Annotated in this window: 15 protein-coding genes and 1 pseudogene; 9 read left to right on the top strand and 7 right to left on the bottom strand. The window is 63.9% G+C overall.

Annotated elements, in window-relative coordinates; all coding sequences use genetic code 11:
* Positions 1–144: 144 nt before the first annotated feature.
* Both N2603_RS31945 and N2603_RS31940 read left to right on the top strand, forming a co-directional pair.
* Positions 145–1,086: a DMT family transporter gene (locus N2603_RS31945; protein WP_260424310.1), complete on the top strand. Its 942-nt coding sequence runs from the start codon at positions 145–147 to the stop codon at positions 1,084–1,086.
* A 59-nt stretch (positions 1,087–1,145) separates the two neighbouring features.
* Positions 1,146–2,225, top strand: a complete 1,080-nt coding sequence (locus N2603_RS31940) for a zinc-binding dehydrogenase (protein WP_260385259.1) — start codon at positions 1,146–1,148, stop codon at positions 2,223–2,225.
* A 165-nt stretch (positions 2,226–2,390) separates the two neighbouring features.
* On the opposite strand, the pseudogene ppk2 reads toward N2603_RS31940, so the two are convergent.
* Both ppk2 and N2603_RS31930 read right to left on the bottom strand, forming a co-directional pair.
* Positions 2,391–3,310: pseudogene (gene ppk2, locus N2603_RS31935) on the bottom strand (polyphosphate kinase 2).
* A gap of 276 nt (positions 3,311–3,586) precedes the next feature.
* The gene (locus tag N2603_RS31930) at positions 3,587–4,048 is read right to left on the bottom strand and encodes an Lrp/AsnC family transcriptional regulator (RefSeq protein WP_018648199.1); all 462 of its coding nucleotides are present in this window, start codon (positions 4,046–4,048) and stop codon (positions 3,587–3,589) included.
* A gap of 133 nt (positions 4,049–4,181) precedes the next feature.
* On the opposite strand from N2603_RS31930, the gene N2603_RS31925 reads away from it, so the two are divergent.
* Together N2603_RS31925 and N2603_RS31920 are read left to right on the top strand one after the other, a co-directional pair.
* Positions 4,182–6,545: a transketolase gene (locus N2603_RS31925; protein WP_260385258.1), complete on the top strand. Its 2,364-nt coding sequence runs from the start codon at positions 4,182–4,184 to the stop codon at positions 6,543–6,545.
* Between the two features lie 303 nt (positions 6,546–6,848).
* On the top strand, positions 6,849–8,279 hold the full coding sequence (locus N2603_RS31920; RefSeq protein WP_026312847.1) for an aldehyde dehydrogenase family protein: 1,431 nt from the start codon (positions 6,849–6,851) through the stop codon (positions 8,277–8,279).
* A gap of 355 nt (positions 8,280–8,634) precedes the next feature.
* Here N2603_RS31920 and N2603_RS31915 read toward each other — a convergent pair whose 3' ends face one another.
* Entirely contained in the window at positions 8,635–9,612 is a 978-nt protein-coding gene (locus tag N2603_RS31915; RefSeq protein ID WP_260385257.1) for an SMP-30/gluconolactonase/LRE family protein, read from the bottom strand.
* Between the two features lie 89 nt (positions 9,613–9,701).
* Here N2603_RS31915 and N2603_RS31910 point away from each other — a divergent pair, with 89 nt between their 5' ends.
* From N2603_RS31910 to N2603_RS31900, 3 genes are all read left to right on the top strand, one after another.
* The gene (locus tag N2603_RS31910; protein WP_260385256.1) at positions 9,702–10,526 is read left to right on the top strand and encodes an NAD-dependent epimerase/dehydratase family protein; all 825 of its coding nucleotides are present in this window, start codon (positions 9,702–9,704) and stop codon (positions 10,524–10,526) included.
* Positions 10,527–10,768: 242 nt separating this feature from the next.
* Positions 10,769–11,065 (top strand): hypothetical protein, encoded by a 297-nt coding sequence (locus tag N2603_RS31905; RefSeq protein WP_260385255.1) that lies wholly within the window; start codon positions 10,769–10,771, stop codon positions 11,063–11,065.
* A 195-nt stretch (positions 11,066–11,260) separates the two neighbouring features.
* Positions 11,261–11,875, top strand: a complete 615-nt coding sequence (locus tag N2603_RS31900; RefSeq protein WP_051123066.1) for a hypothetical protein — start codon at positions 11,261–11,263, stop codon at positions 11,873–11,875.
* Positions 11,876–11,982: 107 nt separating this feature from the next.
* Here the strand turns inward: N2603_RS31900 and N2603_RS31895 are convergent, their stop codons facing one another.
* Positions 11,983–12,813, bottom strand: a complete 831-nt coding sequence (locus tag N2603_RS31895; protein ID WP_260385254.1) for a potassium channel family protein — start codon at positions 12,811–12,813, stop codon at positions 11,983–11,985.
* 25 nt (positions 12,814–12,838) lie between these two features.
* Positions 12,839–13,744 (bottom strand): transglutaminase family protein, encoded by a 906-nt coding sequence (locus N2603_RS31890; protein ID WP_260385253.1) that lies wholly within the window; start codon positions 13,742–13,744, stop codon positions 12,839–12,841.
* A 187-nt stretch (positions 13,745–13,931) separates the two neighbouring features.
* Between N2603_RS31890 and N2603_RS31885 the strand changes: the two genes are divergently transcribed.
* Complete coding sequence (locus tag N2603_RS31885) at positions 13,932–14,195, top strand: GlsB/YeaQ/YmgE family stress response membrane protein (protein ID WP_026312844.1); 264 nt, start codon at positions 13,932–13,934, stop codon at positions 14,193–14,195.
* Between the two features lie 22 nt (positions 14,196–14,217).
* Positions 14,218–14,472, top strand: coding sequence for a hypothetical protein (locus N2603_RS31880; RefSeq protein ID WP_260385252.1), 255 nt, complete (start codon positions 14,218–14,220; stop codon positions 14,470–14,472).
* Between the two features lie 176 nt (positions 14,473–14,648).
* Here N2603_RS31880 and N2603_RS31875 read toward each other — a convergent pair whose 3' ends face one another.
* A complete protein-coding gene (locus N2603_RS31875) occupies positions 14,649–15,584 on the bottom strand; it encodes a hypothetical protein (protein ID WP_260424309.1) in 936 nt (311 codons plus the stop codon).
* Positions 15,585–15,851: 267 nt separating this feature from the next.
* Positions 15,852–16,415, bottom strand: coding sequence for a hypothetical protein (locus N2603_RS31870; RefSeq protein WP_260385251.1), 564 nt, complete (start codon positions 16,413–16,415; stop codon positions 15,852–15,854).

The raw sequence follows: 16,415 nt of genomic DNA, 5'->3' as shown, positions 1-16,415 counted from the left end.
TCAGCGCATATCGGCATCCTGTTTTCGGAAGTTGTGAAAGCGGCACATTTGTCGTTTTTTACAAGCGCACTCGATTCGCATTTTTCCCGAGTTCCAGCCGTGACCCCGCCGCCAGCCGCAGCCGCAAGGCTCGATAGTATTTCCGTGCCTATGCCCGAGAAGAAGCATGTTGGTCGCCGCGCGCCCGCGCGCGTCGATCATCCCTTCAAGGGCATCGCACTGATCCTGCTGTCGACGGTATTCCTCGGCTGCTCCGACACCGCCGCGAAATATCTCTCGACCAGCCTGCCGTCGATCGAGATCACCTGGATCCGCTTTCTCACCTTCGCGCTGATCTTCACGCCGGTGATGCTGCGGTCCTCGCCGTATTACGCGATGCGTACCGATCGTCTCGGATTGCACGTGATGCGCGGCGCGGTGCTGCTCGGCTCCTCGCTGTTCTTCATCACCGGCCTCGGCTTCCTCCCGATCGCGGAGGCGTCGGCCACAGGCTTCGTCGCGCCGCTGTTCGTCACTGCGCTCTCGATCGTCTTCCTCGGCGAGAAGGTCGGCATGCGCCGCTGGTTCGCCACCGCGCTCGGCCTCGTCGGCGTGCTGATCATCCTGCGCCCGGGCACCAGCGCGTTTCATCCGGCGGCGTTCTTCCCCGTCGTCTCGGCGGCCTGCTGGGCCGGCACGCTGATCCTGACGCGGATGATGAGCGGCCGCGAGGCCGTCGTCACCACCATGGCCTATTCCTCGCTGACCGGCCTTGCGATCCTCACCGCAATCGTGCCGTTCGTCTGGGTGACGCCGTCCTGGACCGCGATCGCGCTCGGCATCTTCATCGGCGTCGCCTCGACCGCGGGCCAGTGGATCGTCGTGCTGGCCTATCGCTACGGCGATGCCTCGGTGCTGGCGCCGTTCTCCTACTCGCAATTGTTGTGGGTCAGCATTCTCGGCTTCTTCATCTTCGGCGAGGTGCCGAGCATCTGGACCATCGTCGGCGCGGCCTTCATCGTCGCCAGCGGGCTCTACATCGCCCATCGCGAGCGCGTCCGCCGCGCCCAGCTCCTGGTGCTGGAAGAGCGCTCCCCGAACGCCTGACACAATACGCGCCTGCCGCTTCGTGCTATCAACGGCTCCAACAACACGGGAGGAGCCGGATGCGCGCCGCGATTTTCAGGGATGGTGAGATTGTCGTTGGCCAGATGGCGGATCCGAGGCCCGGTCCCGGCCAGGTTCTGGTCAGGACGCTCGCCTGCGGCATCTGCGGCTCCGACCTGCATGCCCGCCAGCACGCTCCCCGCATGGTGGAGATGGCGAAGAAGACCGGACGCACGCCGATGGATTTGTCGCGCGATGTCGTGTTTGGTCACGAGTTCTGCTGCGAGATCGTCGATTACGGCCCGGGCACTGAACGTCGGCTCCAGCCGGGGACGCATGTCTGCTCGCTGCCCGCGCTGCTGACGCCGGAGGGCATCAAGGGCATCGGTTATTCCAATGAATTCGTCGGCGGCTATGCGGAAGCGATGCTGCTGAGCGAGCCGTTGTTGCTCGAGGTGCCCAATGGTCTTGCGCCGGAACACGCCGCGCTGACGGAGCCGCTTGCGGTCGGCGTTCACGCCGTGGCCAAAGCCAACATAAGCGGCGGCGAGGTGCCGCTGGTGATCGGCTGCGGGCCGGTCGGGCTCGCGGTGATCGCGGCGCTGAAGATCCGGGGCCTGCATCCGATCGTTGCCGCCGACTATTCGCCGGCGCGGCGCGCGCTCGCGGCAAAGCTCGGTGCCGACGTCGTCGTCGATCCCAGGGTGTCGCAGCCCTATACGACCTGGGCCGAGCATGCGCAGATGTCGAACGCGGAGAAGGCGGCGCGGCCGCCGTTCCAGGCCATGCTGCCGGCGCTGAAACCAGCGATCATCTTCGAATGCGTCGGAGTGCCCGGCCTGTTGCAGCAGGTGTTCGAAGGCGCTCCGCGCGATGCGCGCATCGTCGTGGTCGGCGTCTGCATGGAGAGCGACAGAAGCGAGCCCATGCTCGGCATCATGAAGGAGCTGAACGTCCAATACGTGCTTGGTTACACGCCGGAGGAGTTCGCGGCCTCACTGCGCCTGATCGCGGAAGGGCAGGTGGATGCCGCGGCGATGGTCACGGCCGAAGTCGGCATCGACGGCGTCGCAAAGGCGTTTGCCGATCTCGCCAATCCGGAAGTCCACACCAAGATCATCGTGCAGCCGTGGCGATGATGGTGCCGTAAGCTTCGTAGGGTGGGTTAGCCTTGCGGCTGCGCGAAGCGCAGTCCGCATGGCGTAACCCACCACTTTTCTTGCCGCGGTGACAGAAGAGGTGGGTTACGCCGATCAGATGCGCTTCGCGCATCTGCCCGGCTAACCCACCCTACGAGACCTCCCTCAATACTTCGCCGGCACGTACATCTCCGGCGGGACCGGGCCGCGGTGGTAGTCGGGGTTGCGCACGCGCGCCGGCAGCACCACCGGGACGTGCGCGACCTCCTGGTAGGGGATCTGGGTCAAGAGATGCGAGATGCAGTTGAGCCGGGCGCGCTTCTTGTCGACGGCATCGACGATCCACCAGGGCGAGTCCTGTAGGTGGTGTACTCCAGCATCGTCTCCTTGGCCTTGGTGTAGGCCTCCCAGCGGCTGCGCGCCTCGACGTCCATCGGGCTCAGCTTCCACTGCTTGAGCGGATCCTTGATGCGCATGGTGAAGCGGAACTGCTGCTCGTCGTCGGTGATCGAGAACCAGTACTTGACCAGGATGATGCCGGAGCGGATCAGCATCCGCTCGAACTCCGGCACGGTCTTGAAGAACTCCTGGTATTGCTCCTCGGTGCAGAAGCCCATCACGCGCTCGACGCCGGCGCGGTTGTACCAGCTGCGGTCGAACAGCACGATCTCGCCGCCGGCGGGCAGGTGCGCCACGTAGCGCTGGAAGTACCATTGCGACCGCTCGCGCTCGCTCGGCGCGGGCAGCGCGGCGACGCGGCAGACGCGCGGATTGAGACGCTGCGTGATGCGCTTGATCACGCCGCCCTTGCCGGCGGAATCGCGGCCCTCGAACAGCACCACGACCTTCTTCTTCTCGGTCTGCACCCAGTCCTGGAGCTTGACCAGTTCGCCCTGGAGGCGGAGCAGCTCCCGGAAATAGAGCCTGCGATCGACCGTCGGGCTCAGTGTGTCGGTCTCGTCGAGCAGTTCGTCGAGACGGGCATCATCCAGCTCCATCTCCAGTTCCTCGTCGAGATCGTCGGCCATCTCCTGGATGATGCGCTCGCGCTTGGCGGTCTGGGCGGTGCGGTCGGATGCGGTCATGGCTGCGGCTCTCGGGTGGGAACGGTTGTCAAATGACCATCGGTGCCCTTTGTTTCATCCATGTGACAACGTCGGCTTCTGCTACCTCGGATGAGGTGTCGGGAACTGCTCCCTCCGCCGTCATTGCGAGCCAACGGGTCCGCGCGGAGCGCGGCCCGATGACAGGCTCCGCGAAGCAATCCAATGTCCCTCCGTTGAGGCAGTCTGGATTGCTTCGTCGCATCAGCGCAAAATTGCTACGCAATTTTGTCGCGAGCTCCTCGCAATGACAATCCGTCACACTGGCAGCGCGATCGAATATTTCACCTGGCTCAGTGCAAAGCTGGACTCGATGGAGGCGATGCCGTCGAGCCGGGTCAGCTTGGTCTTCAGGAACGTCTCGTATGAGGCGAGGTCGGCGGCCACCACGCGCAGCAGATAGTCACGGTTGCCGGTCATCAAGTAGCATTCCAGCACCTCATCCCATTTCGAGATGGCGCGGGCAAAGCGGTTGAGGTCCTCCTCCTTCTGCCGCGCCAGCTTGATCGAGATGAACACGCTGACGTGGAGGCCGAGCGCCTTCTGGTCGACGGTTGCGACATAGCGCGAGATGACGCCGCGCTCCTCCAGCAGCTTGACCCGGCGATGGCAGGGCGAGACCGACAGCCCGACCTTGTCGGCGAGCTCCTGCATGGTCAAACGGCTGTCGTTCTGGAGGTAGCTGAGGATCTTGCGGTCGATGGCGTCGAGCTCGGGCATTGGGATGGAACCTGTTCTCAGCGGGCTATGTTGGTAAAATATCCCAATTCTTTGGGGTATGGCGCGAAAAATTGAGAAGTTTGGCCCCGCTCGCAGGCGTATGATCCCGGAATCAGATTTCCGGAGCATTGCCATGCCCGTCGATTCCGCTCGCCTCGACACGTTGACCGCTCTCAGCCGCAAGGCGCTGTGGCTGTCGTCCTGGACCATCCACCACGCCAACCACATCCGCCCCAATGCGGACGGCCTCAAGGTCGGGGGACACCAGGCCTCGTCCGCCTCGCTCGCCACCATCATGTCGGCGCTGTATTTCCATGTGCTGCGGCCCGAGGACCGCGTCGCGGTGAAGCCGCATGCGAGTCCGGTGTTCCACGCCATCCAGTATCTGTTCGGCCGGCAGAGCCGCGAGAAGCTCGAGAACTTTCGCGGCTTCAAGGGCGCGCAGTCCTATCCCTCGCGCACCAAGGACGTCGACGACGTCGATTTCTCCACCGGCTCGGTCGGCCTCGGCGTCGCGCAGACGCTGTTCGCTTCGCTGGTGCAGGACTACGTCAAGGCGCATGGCTGGATGAAGGACCGCCGCGAAGGGCGGATGATTGCCCTCGTCGGCGATGCCGAGATGGACGAGGGCAACATCTTCGAAGCCCTGGCAGAAGGGTGGAAGCACGGCCTGCGCAACACCTGGTGGGTGGTCGACTATAACCGCCAGTCGCTCGATGCCGTGGTGCGCGAGGGTCTGTGGGAAAAGTTCGAGACCATGTTCCGCAATTTCGGCTGGGACGTCGTCATCGTGAAATACGGCCGGCTGATGCGCGAAGCCTTTGCCGAGCCCGGCGGCGAGGCGCTGAAGCGCTGGATCGACAATTGCCCGAACGCGCTCTACGCGGCGCTGTGTTTCCAGGGCGGTGCGGCCTTCAGAAAACATCTGCACGACGAGATCGGCGATCAGGGGCCGATCACCAAGCTGATCGACAAGCGCAGCGACGAGGAGCTGCTCGCGCTGATGTCGAATCTCGGCGGTCACGACATGGCGAGCATGCTGGAGGCGTTCGAATCCATCGACCACGACCGCCCAGTCTGCTTCATCGCCTACACCATCAAGGGCGTCGGCCTGCCGTTCCAGGGCCACAAGGACAACCACGCCGGCCTGATGACGGTCGCGCAGATGGAGAAATATCGCGACAGCCAGAACATCCGTCCCGGGCACGAATGGGACAGATACGAGGGCCTCGCGCAATCCGCCGCCGAACTCGATGCCTTCCTCGCGCGCGTGCCGTTCAACCAGGACGGCCGCCGTCTCACCGCGCCTGTCATCGAGGTGCCGCCGCAGCTCAGCTTCAAGCCGTCGCCGCAGATGTCGACCCAGCAGGGCTTTGGCCTCGTGCTGAACGAGATCGCCCGCGGCGACAGCGAGCTCGCAAAACGCATCGTCACGACCTCGCCGGACGTCACCGTCTCGACCAATCTCGGTCCCTGGGTGAACCGGCGCGGCCTGTTCGCGCGCGCCGAGAAGGCGGATTTATTCCGCAGCGAGAAAATTCCCTCCACCTTCAACTGGGATTTTTCACCCAAGGGCCAGCATCTCGAGCTCGGCATTGCCGAGATGAACCTGTTCATCATGCTCTCCGCGCTCGGCCTGTCGCACCAGATCAACGGCGCGCGGCTGCTGCCGGTCGGCACGCTCTACGATCCCTTCATCGAGCGCGGGCTCGATGCGCTGAACTATGCCTGCTACCAGGATGCGCGTTTCATGGTGGCGGCGACGCCGTCGGGCATCACGCTCGCGCCCGAGGGCGGCGCGCACCAGTCGATCGCAACGCCGCTGATCGGCATGGCGCAGGACGGGCTCGCCTCATTCGAGCCGGCCTTCGTCGACGAGCTCGCCGTGATCATGGGCTGGGGCTTTGACCACATGCAGCGCGATCCGGGCGAAGGCGGTTCCGTTTATCTGCGGCTCTCCACGCGCAGCATCGAGCAGGCGCAGCGGATCATGACGCCTGAACTGCAGCAGGGCATCACCGACGGCGCCTATTGGCTGCGCAAGCCCGGTCCGAATGCCGAGGTCGTGATCGCCTATACCGGCGCAGTCGCGCCCGAGGCGATCGAGGCGACCGGCTTCATCGGCGAAAGCCGCCGCGACGTCGGCCTGCTCGCGATCACCTCGGCCGACCGCCTCCATGCGGGCTGGACCGCCGCACGGAAATTGCGCCGCGACCGGCGCGGCGTGCAGCATCTCAGCCACATCGAGAAGCTGCTGGCGCCGCTGCCGCGCGACTGCGGCATCGTGACCGTGATCGACGGCCATCCTTCCGCGCTCGGCTGGCTCGGCAGCGTCCGCGGCCACCGCGTCGAGGCGCTCGGCGTCGAGCAGTTCGGCCAGACCGGCAGCATCGCGGACCTTTATCGCCACTACGGCATCGACGCGAATGCGATCATCGATGCGGCCGAAAGCCTCACCACCGGCGCGCCGGTGCTGCACCGGAAGATGGCGGTGTAGTCGGGGTAACCGGCCGCATGGGCCCCGGCTCTGCAGCGCACCGCTGAAGAAGCGCTGCGCTGCGTCCGGGGCACGAGAGTGTTTGCATCCGTTCTAATCTCGTGTCCCGGGCGCACTGCGGCGCGAAGTGCCGCGGTGCTGAACCGGGACCCATGGCCGCGCTTGCCTCAGTTCAAACCACGCCCCATATTCCGCGCGTCCGCCGCAACGCTGGCCCCGCATATGGCGGGTTCAATTGCCGGCGCTTTCGTGCAAGGATGCCTGCCGAAACGCCCCCTCCAAGCCCCCAAGAAGAGGTTAACGATGGTCAATCGCATGCAATTCTACATCGACGGCGCCTGGGTCGATCCCGCCGTCAAGAAGTCCACCGCCGTGGTCAATCCCGCGACGGAAGAGGCGATGTACGAGGTTGCGCTCGGCTCCAAGGCCGATGTCGACAAGGCCGTTGCCGCCGCCAAGCGCGCCTTCGCAACGTTCTCCCAGACCAGCCGCGAGGAGCGCGTCGCGCTGCTCTCGAAGGTCATCGAGGTCTACAAGGGTCGTCTCAAGGAGATCGGCGCCGCCGTCTCCGACGAGATGGGCGCACCGCTGCCGATGGCGGAAAAGCTGCAGGCCGGCGCCGGCCTCGGCCATCTCATGACCACGCTCGACGTGCTCAAGAACTATCATTTCGAGGAGCCGGTCGGCACCGCCATGGTGCTGCGCGAGCCGGTCGGCGTGGTCGGCATGATCACGCCCTGGAACTGGCCGCTCAACCAGATCGCCTGCAAGGTCGCGCCCGCGCTCGCCGCCGGCTGCACCATGATCCTGAAGCCCTCGGAGTTCACGCCGACCTCGGCGCTGATCTTCGCGGAAATCCTCCATGAAGCCGGCGTGCCGAAGGGCGTGTTCAACCTCGTCAACGGCCTCGGCCCCGAGGTCGGCGCCGCCATGAGCGAGCATCCCGACATCGACATGATCTCCTTCACCGGCTCGACCCGCGCCGGCATCGATGTGGCCAAGCGCGCGGCACCGACCGTGAAGCGCGTCAGCCAGGAGCTCGGCGGCAAGTCGCCGAACGTCATCCTCGACGGCGCCGACCTCACGAAGGCGGTGACCGGCGGCGTGATGCACATGTTCAACAACTCCGGCCAGTCCTGCAACGCGCCCTCGCGCATGATCGTGCCGCTGTCGAAGATGAAGGAGGTCGCTGCGATCGCGAAGGCGGTCGCCGACAAGACCAAGGCCGGTGATCCGCGCGGCGAAGGCACCACCATCGGCCCGGTCGTCAACCGCGGCCAGTGGGACAAGATCCAGGCGCTGATCAAGAAGGGCATCGACGAGGGCGCAACGCTCGTCGCCGGCGGCCCGGGCCTGCCCGAAGGCGTCAACAAGGGCTTCTACGTCCGCCCGACCATCTTCGCCGACGTCACCCCCGAGATGACGATCGCCCGCGAAGAGATCTTCGGACCGGTGCTGACCATCCTCGGCGCCAAGGACGAAGCCGAGGCCGTGCACATCGCCAACGACACGCCGTATGGCCTCGCGGGCTATGTCTCGGGCGCGACGGTCGAGGACGCCAAGCGCGTCGGCCGTCAGATCCGCGCCGGCAACGTCAACCTCCAGGGCGTGCCCAACGACCGCACCGCGCCGTTCGGCGGCTACAAGCAGTCGGGCAACGGCCGCGAGTGGGGCAAGTACGGCCTCGAGGATTTCCTCGAGGTGAAGGCCGTCGCCGGCTTCAACGCGGCGTAGGCTTTATCGCTTGAACGAATGTGACGCCGGAGCGGGCAACCGCTCCGGCGTTTTTTCGTCATTGCGAGGAGCGCTTGCGACGAAGCAATCCAGGCTGCCTCCGCAGAGACAGTCTGGATTGCTTCGCTTCGCTCGCAATGACGGAGGAGAGACCTCGTAGGGTGGGCAAAGGAGCGTAGCGACGTGCCCACCATCGCGAGCCGAGCAAGAAGTGGTGGGCACGCTTTCGCTTTGCCCACCCTACGAGACCGTGCTCACGCGGGAAGAGAATCGTAGCCCGCATGGAGCGAAGCGAAATGCGGGGACACTTTCCCGGATTACGCTGCGCTCCATCCGGGCTACGGGAAAGCAGCGCCTATCCCCCCAGCGCGCCCTGCGTGTTCACATACAGCGCGTAGATCGACTGGCTCGCAGCCATGAACAAGCGGTTGCGCTTGACGCCGCCGAAGCAGAGATTGGCGCAGCGCTCGGGCAGTGCGATGCGGCCGATCATGACGCCGTCGGGCGCGAACACCACGACGCCGTCGAGTTCGGGATCGCCCATGCCCCAGCCGCACCAGAGGTTGCCGTCGATGTCGCAGCGCATGCCATCGGGCGTGCCGGGGCCGGCATCGATGTGAACGCGCTTGTTGGAGATCGCAGTGCCCTCAGGCGAGACGTCATAGGCGAGGATCTTGCGGTTCGGTTGCCCACGCGATTCCACGACGTACAGAATCTTCTCGTCCGGCGAGAAGCACAGCCCGTTCGGTCCGAACACGCCCTCCGCGACGATGGTTGCCTTGCCGGTCGCGGGGTCGAGCCGATAGACGTTCGGCTCGATCTCGGGCTCGGCCTTGTAGCCCTCGTAATTGCCGAGCAGGCCGAAGATCGGATCGGTGAACCAGATTGAGCCGTCGGATTTCACCACGACGTCGTTCGGCGAGTTCAACTGTTTGCCGTTGAATTGATCCATCAGCACCGTGATGCTGCCGTCATATTCGGTACGGGTCACGCGGCGCCCGCCATGCTCGCAGGTCACGAGCCGGCCCTGGCGATCCCTGGTGTTGCCGTTGGCGAAATTGGAAGGTTTCCGGAACACGCTGACCGCGCCGGTCTCCTCCTCCCATTTGATGATGCGCTGGTTCGGGATGTCGCTGCACAAGAGATAGCGCCCGTCGCCGAACCAGACCGGCCCCTCGGCCCAGCGCAGCCCGGTCGCAATCCGCTCCACCGCCGACAATTTCAGCCAGTATTTCTCGAAGCGCGGGTCCAATGCCCTAATCGCCGGATCCGGATAATAGCTCGCCGGCCGCCAGCCTGGCCGCTCCTGGGAGTGGGACGATGCCTCATTCATGTCGGTTCTCTCGTTTCGTTCCCTCTGGACAATTCTGCTATCATTAGAGACACGTGACCGCAAATCGGTCACTAACGGCGAGGGACAACATGCCGCGTATTTTGATGACGGGAGCTTCGGGCGGAATCGGCACGAGCCTGCGAAAACTGCTGCCGCCGATCTATCCGGATCTCCTGCTCTCCGACATCAAGCCGCCGGCCGATCTCGGCGCGAACGAAAAGTTCAAGGCGGCGGACCTCGCCGATCTCGCGCAATGCGAGGCGATCTGCGAGGGGGTCGACGGCATCATCCATTTCGGCGGCTATTCGGTCGAAGGTAGTTGGGACCAAATCCTTCAGGCCAACATCATCGGCGGCTACAATCTGTTCGAGGCGGCGTACCGCAAGGGCGTCAAGCGCGTGGTGTTCGCCTCGTCGAACCACGCCGTCGGCTTCTATCCGCGTCACCACAAGATCGGCACCGACGTCACCCCGCGGCCCGACGGGCGCTACGGCGTCAGCAAGGTGTTCGGCGAAGCGGTCGGCGCGCTCTATGCGGACAAGCACGGGCTGAAGGTGACGTGCCTGCGCATCGGCAATTTCGGCGACATGCCGCTCGACCAGCGCCGGCTCGCGATCTGGCTCAAGCCCGACGACCTCGTGCAGCTCTGCTGCATCGGGCTCGAGCATCCCGACATCCATTTCGAAATCTTCTACGGCGCCTCCCTCAACGAGCGCGCCTGGTGGGACAACCATCGCGCCTATGAGCTCGGCTATCGTCCCACCGGGCGCGCCGAGGATTTCCGCGAGCACGCGATGGCCGAGCAGGCCAAGCTGAAGCCGGATCCGGTCGGCGATTATTTCCAGGGCGGTACGTTCTGCAGCATGGAGTTCGACGCCGATCCGAGCCGCATCATCGATTGGAAGAAGCGGTAGCGTCGACAATGCAGGCGCGCCCTCCCGGCCCGGCTTGCGGGGCCGGGAGAGGGCGCACGATCGCGATGACGGCGGAGCTTTTTGAACGGCCCCTTGCGTCTAACGTCTGAATTCACACCGTAGAGTTCCGGATTTCCGTTTTCGGAAATAGGCGTTCTATTGTCGGAACACGTGAAGCGTTTCTTCTATGCATTGCGTCGCGGACGTGACCGCCTTTTCATTCTAGCGATTGTGGAAGCAAGATGCGCAAGATGGTTCTCTCAGGGGCCGCGGTGTTGACCGTCGTCCTCGTCGCCGCGGTATCCTGGCCCACGCCGCGCCCGGACGTGGAGCGTTTCGGGGACAGTGTCTACGAAACGATCTGGTTCTGGCGCATCCCGGCCTACGCCCACAATTCAGCCTGGAGCGTGCGCTGGATGTGGAACGATCCGCTGCGCGCACAGGCAAGATGCTGCCGGGCCACGCCGCAGCCGATCTCCGAACCGGGCTCGCAGGTTCCTCCGGCCAGTCAGGCGATCGCGCGCCTGGCAGGCAGGTAAAACGGCCGCGTAGTTTCTGGTTGAAGTGCTGCATCACGCGCTGTGCCAGCTGGACGCACATGGTTCCGCAGATAGTTCGCATTTCTCTCAAATGAGTTCCTTGCTTTAAGCTTAACCAGAAACCTAATCCTCGATTTACAGCTGCAATCTACAGTTTACCTTGTTCTTGAATCGGTCATTCAAGGACGCCAAACAATGCGCCGCTTAGCGCTCAACTCATGTCTCGTGATTGTTCTGGCGGCATCGGGTTTCAGCGCGTCCGCCGACGAGAAGGCCGATGGCGGCAGCTCGGCGTCGCTGGCTCCGCGTACGAAGATCGAATGTTCGCTCAAGCGCAAGCCTGGCGAACCGCTCGATCCCCCGTCAACGGCTGCCATCCCCTCGGCCGAATCCTTCGTTGCCGGCGAGTATTTCAGGGAGGACATTACGCCGACCGCGCGCGTCAAGATTTCGTGGCTCGGCGCGACCTTCGCGCGCCGGTTCGCCGTCAAGGTCGAAACCACGGACGACACGTCTCTGCAGACTCATGTCTTGAACAATCCTGCAAATGCCGCGCAGATCGTCGATGAGCTGGGCGCTCGCGCCGAGAGCAAGCTTGCCGATGTCTGGTGTCTGTTGAAGCTGCAGGCCAACGGCGAAAGCGGGGCGCTGCAGACCAGCTCCGCTCCGAACCTCTTCTTTGTCCGTGACGGCACGGGCGATCTCGGCGTGGTTGACGCCCTGTGGGGTGGCGCGGGCTGGGAAATTGGAGCCAGTCCCATCAGAAACCCGCGGGCATGGACTCCCGGCACGCGCGTTTTCTCTCACTGAGACGAGACGTCCTCGGTCTTCGCAGGCGGGGCGCGGCGGCCGATCCTTCTCGGCCTGCTGCATCCGTGGTGATGCCTTGCGCGCGCTTCAGCGCGCCGTCATGTGGCCTAGTCCATGCCTTCGTCGGGAATATTCAGGATGGTCCCGCAGGCCTTGCAATGCACCGCGTCCACGTCATGGCGCTGCAGGCCGCAGACCGGGCAGGGAAAGCGCACCTTGGACGGCGCGAGCAGGGCCTTGGCGAGATTCAGGAACAGGGTCACGCCAAAGATCATGATCACGACGGTGATCAGGCGTCCGACCGTGCCGGGCAAGGTGATGTCGCCGAAGCCGGTCGTGGTCAGTGCGGTGACCGTGAAGTAGAGCGCGTCGGCATAGTTGGTGATCTGTTGGTTATGGGACCTCTGGGTCTCGTAGACGACCCCTGTCATCACGAAAATGAACACGCCGAGGTTGGCGACGGCAAAGACGACTTCCTCGTTTCGCCGAAAGAAGGCGCTGTCGATCCGCAAGCGCGCCACCATCTGGTAGTCGCGCAACAGCCGCAACGTTCGAAACGCGCGCAGGAATCCGCCGGCTTCGCCGGCAAGCGGCGCGAGGAACGAAATGATGACGACGATGTCGGTCCAGGTCGAAAGCCGCACGAGCTCATGCAGCGGCCGGCGGCTGATAATCATCCGGGCAGCGAAATCCGCGAGGATCAAGATGCCGAACACGACGTCGAGTGCCTCGATCGTCCTGGTGCGGGGCAGAAACGAGGTCGCGATGATGAACAGAACCGTGACGATATCGAGCGCGAGCAGGACGTAGCGAAATCTGACGCACCCGAACGTGTCGCCTTCGTAAAGCTGCCGGATCCTGCCCTTCAGGCGCTCGAATGGGACAGCGACGGCGTTGAGCAGCCCATGTCCCTTTGTGTTGTTGCGATGAACCTCCATGGTCAGCGACCGCCGGGCTTGTGGCCTATCCCTCCGAAGGATCGAGCATTTCGCCGAGCTTGCGAACGGCGACATTGATCGACATGCCCAAGTAGTCGCCGGAATCGCCGAACCACGAGCCGGCCAGCGGCACGGCCTGCCCCGGATGCCGCGCTATGGCCACCGGGATGAGGTCGAAGCCGTCGCTCAGGCTGTTGGTCGGATCGTAATCGAGCCAGCCGGCGCCGGGCAGGAACACCTGCACCCATGCATGGGTGGCGCCGGAGCCGGTCATCCCCACGGCGCCGCCATCGAGCGCGGCGTCATAGAGATAGCCGCTGACGAAGCGCGCGGCAAAGCCGAGGCGGCGCAACGTCTCGATCATGAGCCAGGCGAAGTCCCGGCAGGTGCCGGATTTCGTACGCAGCGTCTCGCCGGGGGACTGGGTGCCTTCCGCATCTCTTCCGCGATAGCTGAACTCGCTGCGAAACAGGCCCTGCATCCGGCGCAGCACGTCGGCGGTCCGGTCCTGATCGCCGGCAACGAAGCTCTTGGTCCACGCCGCATGGCTGCCGTCCGGATCGTCGGCATGCGGACGCAAATATCCTGCAAGATCGGTCCACTCATCCGGCGTGTACTGCACGGGGACTTCCTCGGCCCGCGGCTCCAGCGGAAACGTCTCCAATCCCTTGATGCCGAAATAGATGCCGCGAACCTTGAACGTGAAGGTCAGCTCGCTGCCGGGCTCGCTGAAGTCCATCACGGTGACGGCATTCGAGCGGGCGTCGGTGACCCAATGCACCTTTGATGGCAGACTGGTCGAGGCGGACCAGCGAAGCAGCCGGGTGGAGGCGCCGCGCTGCGGCAGGAACATGGCCCGGTGCGTGCCGAACGTCACCGGCTTTGCATAGCGATAGGTCGTCGTGTGCGTGATCTCGCCGATGATCGCCATGCATCGATCCGATTCGCGTTGCGGGGCTCGTTGAGCGCCTTCCGCACAAGAAAGAGCAGGCTCCAGCTTTCGGCTCGGCCGCTTCCGCCCATTGATCTAGATCAACGTCGCTCCGGGGATCGTCTGGCCCATCAAACGACATTCCTTCAGACGTTGATGTGCGAATTGACCGAATGGAGCGATGGACATGGGCATCCTTTGGACGATCATCATCGGATTTATCGTAGGACTGGTCGCGAAATTCATCATGCCCGGCGACAAATCCGAGCCCAAAGGGTTCATCTTGACGACGGTCCTGGGAATTATCGGCGCCTTTGTTGCGACCTGGCTCGGTCAGGCCGTGGGATGGTACCGGTTCGGTGAGGGCGCGGGCTTCATCGGAAGCGTGGTCGGTGCCATCATCCTCCTGTTTCTGTACGGCCTTGTCATGGGTCGTCAGGGGCGCGCCTGATCGATCACATGATCGGCTGAGCATGAACGTCAGGCTGCCAGCTGTCGCACTGCTCGCGATGATCGTGCCAGGGCCGGCGCAGGCCGCAGCGCTCAGCGAGGCCGAAGCGACGTTCCTCGACCAGCTCGTCACCGCATCCGCGGTTCTGGAGCAGCGATGCACCGGCTATGAGGTCGACGGTAGCGGCAGCGTTCAGCTCGGCGCCCGGCTGCTCGGCAGCCCTGATGCGGCGATGGCGATGATCGATGCCTATGCTGCGGCCATCAAGGCCTTTTGATGGCGAGAGCTACGATCCGGGAAAATTCCGCCCAGAGGTGGCCGAGGCCGCCAGAAGGACATTCCGGCAGGTCCGGACGGACTTGATCAGGAACCCGACACGGGCCTGCGCCGATCATGGCGAGACCAGCGTGGCGCGCGGCCTGCTGAGACGGTACTGAACGGACTTGCGTGACATCAGCCGCGGGCGATGTCCTGACTCATCTTTTGCAGTCGCGTGAAGGCAGCCCACGCTTTTGGATAGTCGGCGTCCTTGGAATCGATCGTGAGCAGCGCGCGGCAGGCTTCGTTGATCTCTTCCGGCGAAGGACGCATCGAGCTGCCGGCCGATGACTCCGCCTTCTTCCAGCGGTCCTCGACGTCTTTCGCCAGGGCCAGCGCTTCGGACGGAGTTCGTTTCCGGGTTGATCGCGCCAATGCGTGATCCGGAGGGAATGTGGGCCAGGCGGCCGGAGGCCGATCGGCTTGCCACTCACTCTCCTTCTCCTTGGCAGCCCCACGGGCCGCGGACGAATTTGACCCCTGTCTATTTGCAGCATCAGGCGGAACGGTCTTGGCGGCGAGGTCGCGGACCTGCTGCTCCATCGTGCCGCCGGACGACGATCCGCCCGCTGAAGCTGCAGGCTTCGTCAGGCCGGGGGCGACCGACGTCTGCACGTCGGGGGCGACCTTCTGAACGGTCTTGACGACCGCCGCCACGCCGGGTGACACACCCGGCCGCTGCTGCGCGACCTTGTCCTCCTCAGTGGGGCAGGGTCTGTATCCCGAACGCTGATGCGTGATCCGTCCGTCGTCATCGATGCGGGCAAAATCAATGGCCACGGTGTAGACGAAAGCGACATCGACAGACTGGCCGAACTTGTCCCTCGCTTTGACGCCGCCGCAAACATACCTCGCCGCACCGGCCTCGACCGAACGCAATGTGCTGAACTTGGCCGAGTCCGGATCGATCAGCGCATGCTTGACGGCTGCGCGCGCTTTCGAATGTTCAGAGGAGAACGTGCTGAACAGGACGTCCGGGTCGAGGAAAGCGGGTTGGTAGTACCACACATACTCCGCGGCGAAGAATGCTCCGCCGAAGGCCACTGCGATCAGGAAACCAGGTACATTCATGGGATTGCTCCGGGCAATGCAACCCGGCATGGTTGTTATGTATTTCTGAAACCATTTGGGATAGAGTCCTCTAACAACCGGTTAATCGGTTGAGTGACTGGACGTCATCTACCAGAAGATTATTTGTCTGATTGGATGAGTTCCGCGGGGTTCCATGACCCGGCGAATTCTGCGCATCGCTGTCGCCGATGCGGCCCGCAACGCCAAGCGATGCCGAGGCCACGTTCCTCGACCAGTTCGTCACCGCATCGGCGGTGCTGTCGTACGTCATTTTGCAACGCGCGCTTCCTGTTTCTTGGTCACATGCCAGAGCACCACATGGTAATGCGGCATATCCACGCCGGGGTGACCCGGGTTGAAGTAGAGGCTGACGTGGTCAACTGGTCCTGCTGACCCCGCCGCCTCCAATGTCTTGTGATCGTCGATGTCCTTGTTCGGGACCATGTACACGGTCGCGACCAGACGGTCCCTGCGATCGAAGCTCAGGAACGGCCCCAGTGGCAAAGTGTCGGGCTTGACGAAGATTATGCCGAGGCCTGGAAAGAACCTCGGGAAGTTCACGAGATCGCTGACCCGCTTGTATCCGTTTTTTTCCGCGACCTCCCGCTGATTTGGCGGCGGCCGAACGACTTCGTGCTTCCTGTGCGCCTTGCTCTTTCGGTGAGGGGCGGCCCTGGTTTGCTTGACCTCATCGGTCGGTGGCGCGGTGGCCGGGGGGAGCAGCTGCGGCGCTTGTGGCCAGAAGGGAGCAAATTGGGCGGCGGGGCGCCTCACATCGGCGATCAAGGCGAGCAAAGCAACCAGGGCTGCCGTCACCACGGCTTTGCGCAT

This window comes from Bradyrhizobium huanghuaihaiense, assembly GCF_025200885.1.
In the GTDB taxonomy this organism is placed as follows: Bacteria; Pseudomonadota; Alphaproteobacteria; order Rhizobiales; family Xanthobacteraceae; genus Bradyrhizobium; species Bradyrhizobium huanghuaihaiense.
Note: the sequence above shows the minus strand (reverse complement) of the source record. Positions and strands in the feature narration are given on the sequence as shown.